Annotated in this window: 13 protein-coding genes; 4 read left to right on the top strand and 9 right to left on the bottom strand. The window is 70.6% G+C overall.

The window, feature by feature from the left end; translation table 11 throughout:
* Positions 1–8: 8 nt before the first annotated feature.
* Positions 9–485 (bottom strand): Lrp/AsnC family transcriptional regulator, encoded by a 477-nt coding sequence (locus AC07OH_RS25305; protein ID WP_492682083.1) that lies wholly within the window; start codon positions 483–485, stop codon positions 9–11.
* 120 nt (positions 486–605) lie between these two features.
* On the opposite strand from AC07OH_RS25305, the gene AC07OH_RS25310 reads away from it, so the two are divergent.
* A complete protein-coding gene (locus AC07OH_RS25310) occupies positions 606–1904 on the top strand; it encodes an aspartate aminotransferase family protein (protein ID WP_495302552.1) in 1299 nt (432 codons plus the stop codon).
* Here the strand turns inward: AC07OH_RS25310 and AC07OH_RS25315 are convergent.
* Positions 1901–2953 (bottom strand): sugar phosphate isomerase/epimerase family protein, encoded by a 1053-nt coding sequence (locus AC07OH_RS25315; protein WP_495302553.1) that lies wholly within the window; start codon positions 2951–2953, stop codon positions 1901–1903. The two genes, AC07OH_RS25310 and AC07OH_RS25315, sit on opposite strands and share 4 nt — an antisense overlap.
* A 105-nt stretch (positions 2954–3058) precedes the next feature.
* Between AC07OH_RS25315 and AC07OH_RS25320 the strand changes: the two genes are divergently transcribed.
* Positions 3059–3946, top strand: a complete 888-nt coding sequence (locus tag AC07OH_RS25320) for a gamma-glutamyl-gamma-aminobutyrate hydrolase family protein (protein ID WP_495302554.1) — start codon at positions 3059–3061, stop codon at positions 3944–3946.
* Between the two features lie 18 nt (positions 3947–3964).
* Here the strand turns inward: AC07OH_RS25320 and AC07OH_RS25325 are convergent, their stop codons facing one another.
* The 3 genes from AC07OH_RS25325 to AC07OH_RS25335 are packed head-to-tail and all read right to left on the bottom strand — an operon-like array spanning position 3965 to position 8011.
* Positions 3965–5479, bottom strand: a complete 1515-nt coding sequence (locus AC07OH_RS25325; protein ID WP_495302555.1) for a class I adenylate-forming enzyme family protein — start codon at positions 5477–5479, stop codon at positions 3965–3967.
* A gap of 17 nt (positions 5480–5496) precedes the next feature.
* Entirely contained in the window at positions 5497–7137 is a 1641-nt protein-coding gene (locus tag AC07OH_RS25330; RefSeq protein WP_495302556.1) for an acyl-CoA dehydrogenase family protein, read from the bottom strand.
* Positions 7138–7174: 37 nt separating this feature from the next.
* The gene (locus AC07OH_RS25335; protein WP_495302557.1) at positions 7175–8011 is read right to left on the bottom strand and encodes a thioesterase family protein; all 837 of its coding nucleotides are present in this window, start codon (positions 8009–8011) and stop codon (positions 7175–7177) included.
* 72 nt (positions 8012–8083) lie between these two features.
* Between AC07OH_RS25335 and AC07OH_RS25340 the strand changes: the two genes are divergently transcribed.
* Positions 8084–8716: a TetR/AcrR family transcriptional regulator gene (locus AC07OH_RS25340; RefSeq protein ID WP_070063304.1), complete on the top strand. Its 633-nt coding sequence runs from the start codon at positions 8084–8086 to the stop codon at positions 8714–8716.
* A 9-nt stretch (positions 8717–8725) separates the two neighbouring features.
* Here AC07OH_RS25340 and AC07OH_RS25345 read toward each other — a convergent pair whose 3' ends face one another.
* The 3 genes from AC07OH_RS25345 to AC07OH_RS25355 form a co-directional block, all read right to left on the bottom strand.
* Positions 8726–8905: a hypothetical protein gene (locus AC07OH_RS25345; RefSeq protein WP_062480395.1), complete on the bottom strand. Its 180-nt coding sequence runs from the start codon at positions 8903–8905 to the stop codon at positions 8726–8728.
* Positions 8906–9000: 95 nt separating this feature from the next.
* Positions 9001–9882: an N-formylglutamate amidohydrolase gene (locus AC07OH_RS25350; RefSeq protein ID WP_495302558.1), complete on the bottom strand. Its 882-nt coding sequence runs from the start codon at positions 9880–9882 to the stop codon at positions 9001–9003.
* Between the two features lie 12 nt (positions 9883–9894).
* A complete protein-coding gene (locus AC07OH_RS25355) occupies positions 9895–10857 on the bottom strand; it encodes a tripartite tricarboxylate transporter substrate binding protein BugE (RefSeq protein WP_495302559.1) in 963 nt (320 codons plus the stop codon).
* Positions 10858–10966: 109 nt separating this feature from the next.
* Between AC07OH_RS25355 and AC07OH_RS25360 the strand changes: the two genes are divergently transcribed.
* A complete protein-coding gene (locus AC07OH_RS25360) occupies positions 10967–11902 on the top strand; it encodes a LysR substrate-binding domain-containing protein (RefSeq protein ID WP_495302656.1) in 936 nt (311 codons plus the stop codon).
* A gap of 4 nt (positions 11903–11906) precedes the next feature.
* Here the strand turns inward: AC07OH_RS25360 and AC07OH_RS25365 are convergent, their stop codons facing one another.
* Positions 11907–12884 carry a tripartite tricarboxylate transporter substrate binding protein gene (locus AC07OH_RS25365; RefSeq protein ID WP_495302560.1) on the bottom strand — a complete coding sequence of 326 codons (978 nt, stop codon included), beginning with the start codon at positions 12882–12884 and terminating at the stop codon, positions 11907–11909.
* Between the last annotated feature and the right edge of the window lies 1 nt (position 12885).

The raw sequence follows: 12885 nt of genomic DNA on the forward strand, positions 1-12885 counted from the left end.
CGGCGCCCTCAGGCGCTGTCCAGCGGCAGCCGCGTCGTGAACTTGGTGGTCGACAGCACGATGTCGCTCGAGTAGTTCTCCAGCGCCAGCGCGTCGCCCAGCTGCTCCTGCGCGAAGGCCTGGTAGTCGGGCAGCGAGCGCGCGCAGATCACGAGCACGAAGTCGGTCTCGCCGGCCACGCAGTGGCACTGCAGCACCTGCGGCAGCGCATGCACCTTGCGCTCGAAGGCTCCGATCGCCTCGCGCGTGGTGCTGCGCAGCGACACGCGCGAGATCACCAGCACCGGAAAGCCCACGCGCGCGGCATCGAGGATGGCCACCTCCTCGCGGATCACGCCCGCGCGCCGCAGCCGCTGCACGCGCTTGAGGCAGGCCGAGGGCGAGAGGTTCACGCGCTCGGCCAGCGTCTGGTTCTGCAGGCCCGCGTCGGCCTGCAGTTCGGCCAGGATGCACTGGTCGATGCGATCGAGGGTGCCGGTTTTCATGGTGCCGCCAGTGTGGCGCAAGGTGCGCGCAATCGGCTTCGTTTTCGGGTCCGCACAACGACACCGGATTTCGCGGCCGATGGCTACGCTGGGGCTCCCCCGACGAACAAGGAGCATCCGATGGCCGAAGGCGCAACCTACGACCCCGTGGTCAGCAAGCACCTCGTGCGCTACGGCATGGGGCTGAGCCCGCATGTCATCGTCAAGGCGCGCGGCGCCACGCTGTGGGACGCAAGCGGGCGCGAGATCCTCGACTTCACCTCGGGCCAGATGTGCGCCACCATCGGCCACAACCACCCGCGCATCGTCGCGGCCATCGAGAAGGCCTGCGAGGGCGCGCTGCACCTGTACAGCGGCTTCGTCGGGCCGGCCGTGCCGGCGCTGGCCGGGCGGCTGGCGGCGATGCTGCCGCCGTCGCTGTCGAAATCGCTGTTCCTGTCGACCGGCGGCGAGGCCAACGAGGCCGCCGCGCGCATGGCCCGCGTGGCCACCGGCCGTTACGAGATCGTGGGCCTGAACGGCGGCTGGCACGGCGTGAACGGCGGCATGGCCGCGCTCACCTTCGCCGGCCGGCACCACGTGGACTACGGGCCGCGCAAGCCCGGCACCATGTCGATCCCCGCGCCGAACTGCTACCGCTGCCCCATCCGCCATTGCCGCGACGCCTGCGACACCACCTGCCTCGATGTCGGCTTCGACATGGTCGACGCGCAGTCCAACGGCTCGCTCGCGGCCTTCATCGCCGAGCCGGTGCTGAGCTCGGGCGGCGTGATCGTGCCGCCCGCCGGCTACTTCCCGAAGCTGCAGGCCAAGTGCCGCGAGCGCGGCATGCTGCTGATCCTCGACGAAGCGCAGACCGCCTTCGGCCGCCTGGGCAGCAACTTCGCGTTCGAGCAGGCGGGCGTGGTGCCCGACTTCCTCACCGTCTCGAAGACGCTGGGCGGCGGCCTGGCGATCGGCGCCACGGTCACGAGCGAAGCGATCGAACAGGATTGCCATGAGAAGGGCTTCGTGCACGTCACCTCGCACGTGTCCGACCCACTGCCGGCCGAGGTCGGTCTGGCGGTGCTCGACGTGCTCGAGGAAGAAGGGCTCAACCGGCGCGCCGCCGCCATGGGCGAACGGCTGAGCCGGGGCCTGGCCACGCTGAAGGCGCGACACGAGGTGATCGGCGACGTGCGCGGCCACGGCCTGCTGCAGGGCGTGGAACTGGTGAAAGACCGCGAGACCCGCGAACCCGACGCCGAGCGCGGCCGGGCCATCACCGACGCCTGCATGGCGCGCGGCCTGAGCATGAACATCGTGGCCGTCGGCGGCATGGCGGCCGTGTGGCGCATCGCGCCGCCGCTGAACGTGAAGCCGGAGGAAATCGATCGCGGCCTCGAAATCCTCGACGACGCGATCCGGGCGGTGAGTTAGATCCCGAGCATCCGCCGGTTCGCCGCCACGTCCGCCCCGCCGGCCGCGAAGTCGTCGAAGGCGCGGTCGGCCACGCGGATGATGTGGTCGCGGATGAAGGTGGCGCCTTCGCGCGCGCCGTCTTCCGGGTGCTTGATGCAGCACTCCCATTCGAGCACCGCCCAGCCCGGGAAGTCGTACTGCGCCATCTTCGAGAAGATGGCCTTGAAGTCGACCTGCCCGTCGCCCAGCGAACGAAAGCGCCCCGCGCGGTTGATCCAGCTCTGGAAGCCGCCGTACACGCCCTGCTTGCCGGTCGGGTTGAACTCGGCGTCCTTCACGTGGAAGAGCTTGATGCGCTCGTGGTAATGGTCGATGTAGGCCAGGTAATCGAGCTGCTGCAGCACGAAGTGGCTCGGGTCGTACAGCAGGCAGGCGCGCGGGTGGTTGCCCACGCGCTCCAGGAACATCTCGTAGCTCACGCCGTCGTGCAGGTCTTCGCCGGGATGGATTTCGTAGCCCACGTCGACGCCCACGGCATCGAAGGCATCGAGGATCGGGCGCCAGCGGCGCGCCAGCTCGTCGAAGGCCTCCTCGATGAGGCCGGCCGGGCGCGGCGGCCACGAATACAGGTACGGCCAGGCCAGCGCGCCGGAGAAGGTCGCGTGCGCCGTGAGCCCGAGGTTGGCCGAGGCCTTGGCCGCGTGGTGCAGCTGCTGCACCGCCCACTGCTGGCGCGCGACGGGGTTGCCGCGCACCTCGGGCGCCGCAAAGCCGTCGAAGCCCGCGTCGTAGGCCGGGTGCACCGCGACCAGCTGGCCCTGCAGGTGGGTCGAGAGCTCGGTGATCTCCAGGCCGTGGCCCGCGAGCAGGCCCTTGATCTCGTCGCAGTAGGTCTTGCTCTCGGCGGCGCGCTTCAGGTCGATGAGGCGCGTGTCCCAGCTGGGGATCTGCACGCCCTGGTAGCCGAGGCCCGCGGCCCATCCGGCGATGGCGTCGAGCGAGTGGAACGGGGCCGTGTCGCCCGCGAACTGGGCCAGGAAAATGCCCGGCCCCTTGATCGTCTTCATGCGTGTCTCCTGATGCGCCGCACAGCATACTTCGGGGGTTCGGCTGACACACGACCGAAGTTCGATGGGCGCACAATGAACTTTGTCCACAGGGAACCCATCGACATGTCTCAGCCTGTCGCCGCCCGGCTCAAGATCGGCTTGTCCGCCTGCTTCTCGCACGCCGACCCGGCCCGCTCGCTTTTCACGAACAAGACGCTGCAGTACGTCGAACAATCGATCGCCCACTGGCTCATGTCGGCCGGCGCGATGGTGGTGATGGTGCCCTGCCCCACGGGCGCGACGGCGCGCGGCGACACCAAGCTCTCGCACTACGCCGAGTGGCTCGACGGCGTGGTGATGCACGGCGGCGCCGACGTCTGGCCCGGCAGCTACGGCGAGGAGCCCCTCAAAGACGCCTGGATCGGCGACCAGATCCGCGACCTGTACGACCTGGCGCTGGTGGAAGCCTTCGAGCAGGCCGGCAAGCCGATCTTCGGCGTGTGCCGCGGCCTGCAGCTGATCAACGTGGCCTTCGGCGGCACGCTCTACCAGGACATCGAGGAGCAGCACGGCCACCCCGAGACGGTGCGCCACCGCGACCCGGTGACCTACGACCAGAACTTCCACCAGATCGAGATCGTCGAAGGCACGCGCCTGTCGAAGCTGTTCCCCGAGGTGCGCACGGCGCGCGTCAACAGCATCCACCACCAGGGCATCAAGGGGCTCGCGCCGGGCTTCGAGGTCGAGGCCTGGAGCTTGCCCGACCGCGTGCCCGAGGCCATCCGCCGCCGGCCCGAGAAGGGGCGCGGCTACATCGCGGCGACCCAGTGGCACCCGGAGTTCCACAAGTACGGCAGCACCGAAACGGTGGACGACACGCCGATCCTGCACGACTTCTTATGGGCCTGCGCCACCGCCCGCGTGGCGCCGCGCACGAGCATGCGCGAGATGCAGGGGCGCATTCGCAACCGGGCGTCCCGGTTGCTGCGGCAGGCGTTATTGCGGCGCTGAGCGAAGCGCCGCTGCGCGTCAGGCCGCGTCGCGCAACAGGTGCTTGAGCAGCTTGCCCGTCGCCGTGCGCGGCAGGCTCTCGCGCACTTCGAAGATGCGCGGAATCTTGTAGCGCGCCAGCCGATCTTCGAGAAAACGCACCAGCTCGCGCGCCTCGAGCGCGCGCCCGCCGCGCGCCACCAGCACCGCCGTCACGGTCTCGCCCCACTCGGGGTGCGGACGGCCGATGACGGCCACGTCTTGCACGTCGGGGTGGGCGCCCAGCGCGTCTTCCACTTCCTTCGAATAGACGTTCTCGCCGCCCGTGATGATCATGTCGCGCAACCGGTCGACGATGAACAGGAAGCCGTCCTCGTCCACCCGCGCGAGGTCGCCCGTGCGGTACCAGCCTTGCGCGTCGAAGGCCTCGGCGCTCGCCTGCGGGTTGTCGAGGTAGCCCTGCATCGCGGCCGGCGAACGCAGGTGGATCTCGCCGACCTCGCCCGCGCCGCAGCGCCGGCCGTCGGGGTGGCGCACCTCGATGGCCACGCCGGGCACGCCCGCGCGGCCGATCGAGCCGGCCTTGGCGATCGCGTCTTCCGGGTAGAGCACGGTGCCCAGCGGGCCCGATTCGGTCATGCCGTAGACCTGCACGAAGCGGTCGCTGCGGTAGCTGTCGGCCAGCTTGCGCGCCATGTCGGCACCGAGCGGGCCGCCGCCGTAGGCCCACAGGCGCATCGCGCTGAAGTCGTAGCGTTGCACATCGGGCACCACCGACAGCGGCGCCAAAAAGGCGATGGGCGCGCCGAAGGTGAAGGTGATGCGTTCTTCGGCCAGCGTGTCGAGAAAGGCCTTGGGCGCGTACTCGCGCAGCAGCACCACGGTGCCGCCCATGAGCAGCGTGCCCAGCAGCCAGTTGTTGAGCGGCGACGAATGCCACACCGGCATCGCGACCAGCGTGCGCTCATTGCGCGTGAGCGACATGCCCGCCGCCGTGCACACCGCCGCCATGAAGACGTTGCGGTGGCTGTGCAGGCAGCCCTTGGGCTTGCCCGTGGTGCCCGAGGTGTAGAGCACCTGGGCCAGCGTGTCGGTGCCGGGCGCCGGGGCGTCGTCGCCCAGCGGCGCGGCCTGCGCCATCAGGTCGTCGAACATCGGCAGGCCGTCGGCGGCGCTGTCGGTCGCGAGCCAGTCGCAGCGGTGCGCGATGCGCGCGGCGACCTGCGTGGCGAGCGTGCCGTCGGCCACGCACAGGCGCACGCCGGCATGGGCCAGCACGTAGTCGATCTCCGGCGCCTGCAGCTTGTGGTTGACCGGCACCACGGCCGCGCCGAGGCGCCAGGCGCCGAACATCGCGGCGACGAAGCCGACCGTGTTGAAGCACAGCAGCGCCACCTTGTCGCCGGGGCCCACGCCCTGGTCGCGCAGCACGGTGGCGGCGCGGCGCGAGAGGTCGGCGAACTCGGCGTAAGTCCAGGCACGGCCTGCGGCGCGCAGGCATTCGTGGTCAGGCTGGGTGCGGGCGTGCTGGTCGAGCAGGGAAACGAAATCCATCCGTGTCGGCTCCGTGCTCAGTGCCAGGCAGCGCGCACCAGCGCCGCAGGGTCGCTGGTGCCGGCGCTGATGCCGGTCACCGGGCCCCAGTCGGGATCGAAGCGGCTCGACACGAAGGCCGCCGCCGCGAGCGGGCTCGCGTGCTGCAGCATCAGGCCGGCCTGCGCCGCGCGCACCAGCCGCTGCGTGAAGCGGCGCGCCTGGCGTTCCAGGTCCTGCGGCGCCAGCTGCACCATCTGGCGCAGGGCCAGCACCTCGGCCTGCAGGCGGGTTTCGCCGGCGGTCACTTCCTGCAGGTGGTCGAGCACGAGGTGCGCGTCGTCGGGGTTGCGCGACACGGCGCGCAGCACATCGAGGCACATCACGTTGCCCGAGCCTTCCCAGATCGAGTTGACGGGCGCCTCGCGGAACAGCCGGCCCATCGGGCCGTCTTCCACGTAGCCGTTGCCGCCGAACACCTCCATCGCCTCGCCGGTGAGCGCCACCGCGCGCTTGCAGTTCCAGAACTTGGCGGCGGGCGTGAGCAGCCGGCGCCAGGCCGTGTCCAGCGGCGCGGGCGAGCCGAAGCGCGAGGCCAGCTCCATCGCCAGCAGCGTGGCGCTTTCGGTTTCCAGCGCCATGTCGGCCAGCAGCTCGGTCATCACCGGCTGGTCGACCAGCGCCTTGCCGAAGGCGAAGCGGTTGCGCGTGTAGTGCAGCGCCTGCGCGAAGCCCTGGCGCATGAAGCCGGCGCTGGCGAGCGCGCAGTCCAGCCGCGTCACGGTGGCCATCTCGATGATGGTCGGGATGCCGCGGCCCTCGTCGCCCACGAGCACGCCCCAGGCCTCCTTGAACTCGACCTCGCTGCTGGAGTTGGAGCGGTTGCCGACCTTGTCCTTCAGGCGCTGGATGTGGATCGCGTTCTTGCTGCCGTCGGGCCGCCAGCGCGGCACGAAGAAGCACGACGAGCCGTGCTCGTCGGTCTTGGCCAGCACCAGGTGGCCGTCGCACATCGGCGCCGAGAAGAACCACTTGTGGCCGGTGATGAGGAACTCTTCGCCCCACGGTCCGCTGCCGGCCGGCACGGCGCGCGTGGTGTTGGTGCGCACGTCGCTGCCGCCCTGCTTCTCGGTCATGCCCATGCCGACGGTCATCGAGGTCTTGCCTTCGAGCGGGATGTCGCGCGCATCGTGCACGTGGGAGGCGAGCTTGTCGCGCAGGTCGGCGTACAGCGCGGCGTTGCGGCGCATCACGGGGATGCAGGCCTTGGTCATGGTGGTCGGGCAGGTCGAGCCCGACTCGATCTGGCTGTGCATGTACAGCGAGGCGCCGTAGCCCACCCAGGCCGAGGGCCGCTCGTCGAAGAACGGCAGGTTGGCGATGCCGTTGCGCCGCGCGATCGACATCATGGTGTGCCACGCGGGGTGGAACTGCACGCTGTCGATGCGCGTGCCGGTGCGCGAGTGGGTGTGCAGCTCGGGTTCGTGGCGGTTGGCGTCCTCGGCGGCGCGCAGCGTGGCCTCGGCGCCGTACTCGGCGCCCTGGCGCACCAGCTCGTCGTCGCGCCAGGCGGCGCCGCCGCGCCCCACCGCGCCGCGCAGGGCGGGGTCGCTGGTGTAGACGTTGTAGTCCTTGAGCTCGGGGACCTGGTTGTCGGGGTGGATGCCGGGAATGGTCATGGCGTTGTCTCCGTGAATCGGTGAAAGAGGGGCGTGTTCAGGCTGCGGCGGCGCGTTCGCGCACCACCAGCGTCTGGGTCGCAAGGCCGATGAGGCCGCGCGTGTCGTACAGGTGGGACACCGTGAGGCCCGCGCCGCCGGCGTGCATCTCGGTGCTGGCGCGCAGGCCGATCCACTCGCCCTCGGGCACGCGAAACAGGTTCAGGCTCAGGTCGGCGTTCGAGAACAGGAAGTCGGCGGGCGACAGCACCCAGCTCAGCCCGTTGCCGAAGTCGGCCGCCGCCGCCGCGCGCATCGCGGGCGAGGTGGTCACGCCATGCACCAGCGGCACCGCCAGCCGGAACCACGCGGCGCCCGCGCCGGGTTGCGCGATGTCGCCTTGGGCCAGGCGCGATTCGACTGCGGTCTGGTGGAACGAGAGGCCGTCGGGCAGGCCGGGAATGCGCAGGCGCTCGGTGCAGTCTTCGGGCAGCGGGCGCAGTTCGCGCGGCGCGTCGCCCGCGGGCAGGTTCGCCGGCAAGGTCAGCGGCGATGTCTTCAGCAGCAGCGCGTGCGCGCGGGCCACCACCGTGTCGCCCGCGAGCAGGTCGATGCCCACGCGCACCGTGGCGCGCGAGGCCTGCGACTGCGTGCGCGTGACCAGCGGCGCCACCGGCACCGGCTTCACCAGCTCGAGCGTGAGCCGCGCCAGCTGCCAGCCGGGGCCGGGCGCCGCGCGTTCGGCGATGTGGGCGAGCAAGGCGGCAGGCGCGCCGCCGTGCTGCGCGCGCGGGTCCCAGGGGCCGCGCGAGAGCGCGTCGGGCTGCCACGTGTCGCCCTCGCCGGTGTAGACGGCGGGGGGCGTTGTCTCGGGGGCGCGGTCGGGCGGGGTCATTGCAGAATGCCTTTCGATGGGATCAAAAATTCTAGGAACAACCCGCCCGCGAGGTGTTCGGGTTCGGCGGCCATGACCGGCGCCCGTGCACCCGCCGCCGCCCCGAGGAGGAAGCCGCGCCAGTCCCGCGCGCGCCACACCTCGCAGGCCTTGCAGGAAGCCTTTGTTCGGCTTTTGGTCGAGAAGGGCTACGCCGCCATCACGATCCGCGAGATCGTGGCCGTGGCGGGCACGGGCCTGGGCAGCTTCTACGAATACTTCGAGAACAAGGAAGACCTGGCGCGCGTGTGCCTGCACCTGCGCTCCAAGGCGCTGCTGCTGGACATGCGTGCGGTCGTGGCCGCGAACGAAGGCCGGCCGTGGCGCGAGATCGTCGATGGGGTGATCGATGCGCAGCTCGACGCACACCGCGCGCAGCCCGTGGCCTGGGGCGCGCACTACCTGCTGGAGCGCCACCTCTCCAGCCCCGAGGCCTACCGCAAGATGTACGACCGCTTCGTGGCCGAATGGGTGGGCGTGCTCGACGCGGCGGGCGACGTGGGGGCCGACGGTCCGCAGAAGAAGGAAGCGGCGCGCGTGTGCCAGACCATCATCTACGGCCTGGTCGCGCACACCCACATCGGCACGGGCGGGCGGCCCGACCTGCAGACGCTGTCACGCCAGTTGCGCGATGCGCTGCGGGGCTACCTGGCGACGGTCGCCTGAGGCTCTGGCTCAGCGCGACGACTTGTTCGTCGTGCCGCTGACGCCGGCGTCGATGGTGCCGAACACCGTCACGCCGCTGCCCGATGAAGACGTGGAGGAGGACGAAGACGGCGACGGCGCGGTGCCGGCGCAGCCCGAGACCAGCAGACCGGTCGCAAGGACGGCGAGGGCGGCAAGGATCGACTTCACGGCAGGACTCCAGAAAACTAAGGACGTCCCACTATAGGCCGGGGCCCCCGGCCGCCCTGTAACAAAGACACCAGCCCCCGCAGGGGCTGCGGTGTTCAGCCTGCAACGCGCGGGTCGGTCGCTAGCAGCATCTCGACCATCGTGCGCAGGTCGGCCTGCAGCCGCGCCGCGCCGGCTTCGTCGAGCGCCAGCGTGGCCTCGTCCATGTAGAGCTTGCGGTTGATCTCGACCTGGATGCTGTGCCGGTTCGCTGCCGGGTCGCCGTGGCGGCGCACCAGCTCCACGCCCTTGTACGGGTGGTTGTAGTCCACGCTGTAGCCGCGCGCGCGCAGGTGTTCGCACAACTTGTGCGATAGCGCCGGGTCGGCCGTGCTGCCGTCGCGGTCGCCGATCACGAAGTCGGCGTGCGCCAGCCCCGGGAAGTCGGTCGCGTGGCTGCCCGCAATGGCCGGCATCGAGTGGCAGTTGATGTGGATGCTGTAGCCGTGCCGCGCATGGGCGTCGTCGATGGCCTGCGCCACCGCCGCGTGGTACGGGCGCCAGCACTGGTCGATGCGCTGGCGCACCTCGGCCACCGTGAGCGGCCGGTCGTAGATCGGCAGGCCCTCGTCGGTGAGCTTCCAGATCAGGCCCTTGCCCAGGCGCACTTTCGACAGCACGCGCGGGTCGGTCGACACCGGGTCGGTCCACGGGCCGTCGAGCATCGTGGTGTCGACCTCGGTCATGTCGCGGTTGGCGTCGAGGTAGCTGCGCGGAAAGTGCGCCTCGATCCAGGCGGCGCCCATGTCGCTCGCGAAGGCGTAGAGCTTCTCGACGTGGGTGTCCTCGGCCCGGCGCAGCGTGGCGAGCTCGCACACGGGCCGGAAGTCCTCGGGGTAGACGGTGCCGCTGTGCGGCGAGTCCAGCACCAGCGGGGTGTGCCCGGCGACGCTGGTCACCTGGGCGCGGGTTTGAATCAGTTTCAGGACTGGATGCATAGGCGGTGTCGGTCAGTCCAATCGGATGCGCGCGAAGGCGGCCACCTTCTTCATCTTCTCGATCTCGCTCGCGATCTGCTTCGTGAACTCGGCCGGCGTGGTGCCCGAGGCGTACAGCCCCTGCAGCGCGAGGCGCTCGCGCACCGCGGGGTCCTTCAGCGCCGTGGCCACGGCCTGCTGCATGCGCAGCACCAGCTCGGGCGGCGTGCCGGCGGGCGCGATCATGCCGAACCACGAGGGGTCGTTGCTGGCCGCGTAGCCCAGTTCGCCGTAGGTCGGCACTTCGGGCAGCACGTCGAGGCGGCCGCTCCAGGACACGGCCAGCGCCTTCAGCTTGCCGGCCTTCACGTGCGGCAGCGACGAGGCCACCTGGTCGAAGTACACCGGCACCTGGCCCGCGAGCACGTCGTTGATGGCCGGGCCCGCACCGCGGTAGGGGATGTGCACCATCGAGGTTCCGGTGCTGCTCTTGAACAGCTCGCCCCACATGTGGCCGATGGTGCCGTTGCCCGGCGAGGCGTACGACACCTTGCCCGGGTTGGCCTTCAGGTACTTCACGAGTTCCGCGAAGCTGCCGACCGGCAGCACGGCCGGGTTGATGACGATCACGCCCGGCGCCTTCACCAGCTCGGTCACGGCGGTGAAGCCCTTGATCGGGTCGTAGGGCAGCTTCTGGTACACGGCCGGGTTCACGCCGTGCGTGGACAGCGTGGCCACGCCGAAGCTCAGGCCGTCGGGCGTGGCGCGCGCCAGCTCGGCCATGCCGATGGAGCCGCCCGCGCCGGCGCGGTTGTCGATCACCACGGGCTGCTGGAGGATCTTGGCCAGGGGCTCGGAGAGCACGCGGGCCGTGATGTCGGTGGCGCCGCCGGGCGGGAAAGGCACGACCAGGCGGATGGGCTTGCCTTGGGCAAAGGATATTCCTGGGGCGAAAGAAACAGCAGCCAGGGTGGAGAGGAAATGACGACGTTGCATGAGGGTTCTTCCAATGGAACGATGAGTGAATGTGCAAAGCTGCAGCTCACCTGAAGCAAAGGATATACCCGATATCATTCCAATCTGGAATGACTTGATGGGCTCCCCCATGCCGCTGCGACGCCTCAACCCGCCCCTGAACCTGCTGCGCGCCTTCTCCACCGTGGTGCGCTTCGGCGGCGTGTCGCGCGCGGCCGAGGCGCTGCACCTCACGCAGGGCGCGGTGAGCAAGCAGGTGCAGGAGCTCGAGCGCTGGATCGGCGCACCGCTGTTCGAGCGCAGCCGCAAGCGCCTGGCGCTCACGCCGGCCGGCGAGCGCTACGAGAAGGCGGTGCGCGCCCTGCTGGCGCAGCTGGAGGCGGCCACGCTGGAGCTCATCACCAGCGGCGACGGCGGCGGTGCGCTGCACCTGTCGACCCTGCCCACCTTCGGCGCCAAGTGGCTGATTCCGCGCCTGCCCGACTTCCAGCAGCGCCACCCGCAGATCACGCTGCATTTCGTGCCCTTCGTGCACGGCTACGACTTCGAGCGGCCCGAGCTCGACTGCGCCATCCTGTTCGGCGACGGCCACTGGCCCGGTGCGCGCTCGCACTACCTCGCGGGGCAGGACGTGGCGCTCATCGCCCCGCGCGCCGCGCAGGCCGAGGCCGCCATCCGCACGCCGCAGGACGTGGCGCGCTGCACCCTGCTGCGCCATGTGAGCGTGCCGCAGTCGTGGCTGCACTGGAGCGAGGCGCACGGCGTGCGCGGGCTCGACCCGCTGGCCGGGCTGCAGTTCGACCAGTTCCAGACCATGATCCGCGCCGTCATGGCCGGCATGGGCGTGGCGCTGGTGCCGCGCTGCTTGGTGCAGGACGAAATCACGTCGGGGCTGGTGGAAGAGCCGCTGCCCGACGGCGGTTACCGGGGCAGCGAGGGCTACTGGTTCTGCTACCCCGAAGGGCGCGGCCAGCTGGCCACGCTGGACCATTTCCGCCACTGGCTGCTGGCCGAGGTCGACCGCAGCGGGGAAGCGACGGCGCTGCCGCTGGCTGCGCCGGCCTGAGAAGTTACTCGGGCTTCGCGCCCGACGCCTTCACCGCCGCACCCCAGAGCCCGATCTCGCTCGCCACGAAGCGGTCGAACTCGGCGCCGCTCGTCGGCGCCGGCTCGGAGCCCCGGTCGCGGATGAAGCGCGCCATCTGCTCGCTCTTGAGGATGTCGGTCACTTCGTGGTTCAGCCGCGCCACGATCTCGGGCGGCGTGCCGCGCGGGGCCATCAGGCCGAGCCAGCCGACGGCCTCGAAGTTCTTCGTGCCGGCCACGCCGGTCTCGCGCACGGCAGGCACCTCGGGCAGTTGCGACGAGCGCGTGGCCGAGGTCACCGCCAGCGCCACCGCCTTGCCCGCCTTGATGTGCGGCAGCGCGGCCGTCACCGAGTCGACCATCAGCGGCACCTGGTTGCCCAGGAAATCCGCCTGCGCCGGCCCGCTGCCCCGGTACGGAATGTGCGTGATGAACACATGCGCCGCCGACTTGTACATCTCGCCCGACAGGTGCTGCGTGCCGCCGATGCCGGCGCTCGCGTAGCTCAGCTTGCCGGGCTCGGCCTTGGCGCGCGCCGTGAGCTCGGCCAGCGTGCGGATGCCGCTCTCGGGCGTGGCCAGGAACACCAGCGGCACCTTCGCGATCAGCGAGATGCCGACCAGGTCGCGGCGCGGGTCGAAGCCCGGCTTGGCGTAGAGCGTCTGGTTCACCGCCATCGCGCTGCCCGCCACCACGAGCGTGTAGCCGTCGGGCGGCGCGCGCACCACGAACTCGGTGCCGATGTTGCTGCCCGCGCCCGCCTTGTTGTCGACGATCACGGGCTGGCCCAGCCGCTTGCCGAGCTGTTCGGCGAGCGCGCGGGCAAAGATGTCGGTGGCCTGTCCGGGTGGGAAAGGCACGACCAGCTTGACGGGCTTGTCAGGCCACGCGGCGGCCTGGGCCAGGCCCGCACCGCCCAGCAGCGCGGCGGCGCACAGGGCGGCGAGGTGTCTGCGCTGCATG

The sequence above is a fragment of the Variovorax sp. GW821-FHT10C12 genome (assembly GCF_059415405.1).

Coding starts and splice junctions, on each gene's coding strand:
- AC07OH_RS25305 (WP_492682083.1), bottom strand. CDS start 485: ATGAAAACCGGCACCCTCGATCGCATCGACCAGTGCATCCTGGCCGAA.
- AC07OH_RS25310 (WP_495302552.1), top strand. CDS start 606: ATGGCCGAAGGCGCAACCTACGACCCCGTGGTCAGCAAGCACCTCGTG.
- AC07OH_RS25315 (WP_495302553.1), bottom strand. CDS start 2,953: ATGAAGACGATCAAGGGGCCGGGCATTTTCCTGGCCCAGTTCGCGGGC.
- AC07OH_RS25320 (WP_495302554.1), top strand. CDS start 3,059: ATGTCTCAGCCTGTCGCCGCCCGGCTCAAGATCGGCTTGTCCGCCTGC.
- AC07OH_RS25325 (WP_495302555.1), bottom strand. CDS start 5,479: ATGGATTTCGTTTCCCTGCTCGACCAGCACGCCCGCACCCAGCCTGAC.
- AC07OH_RS25330 (WP_495302556.1), bottom strand. CDS start 7,137: ATGACCATTCCCGGCATCCACCCCGACAACCAGGTCCCCGAGCTCAAG.
- AC07OH_RS25335 (WP_495302557.1), bottom strand. CDS start 8,011: ATGACCCCGCCCGACCGCGCCCCCGAGACAACGCCCCCCGCCGTCTAC.
- AC07OH_RS25340 (WP_070063304.1), top strand. CDS start 8,084: ATGACCGGCGCCCGTGCACCCGCCGCCGCCCCGAGGAGGAAGCCGCGC.
- AC07OH_RS25350 (WP_495302558.1), bottom strand. CDS start 9,882: ATGCATCCAGTCCTGAAACTGATTCAAACCCGCGCCCAGGTGACCAGC.
- AC07OH_RS25355 (WP_495302559.1), bottom strand. CDS start 10,857: ATGCAACGTCGTCATTTCCTCTCCACCCTGGCTGCTGTTTCTTTCGCC.
- AC07OH_RS25360 (WP_495302656.1), top strand. CDS start 10,967: ATGCCGCTGCGACGCCTCAACCCGCCCCTGAACCTGCTGCGCGCCTTC.
- AC07OH_RS25365 (WP_495302560.1), bottom strand. CDS start 12,884: ATGCAGCGCAGACACCTCGCCGCCCTGTGCGCCGCCGCGCTGCTGGGC.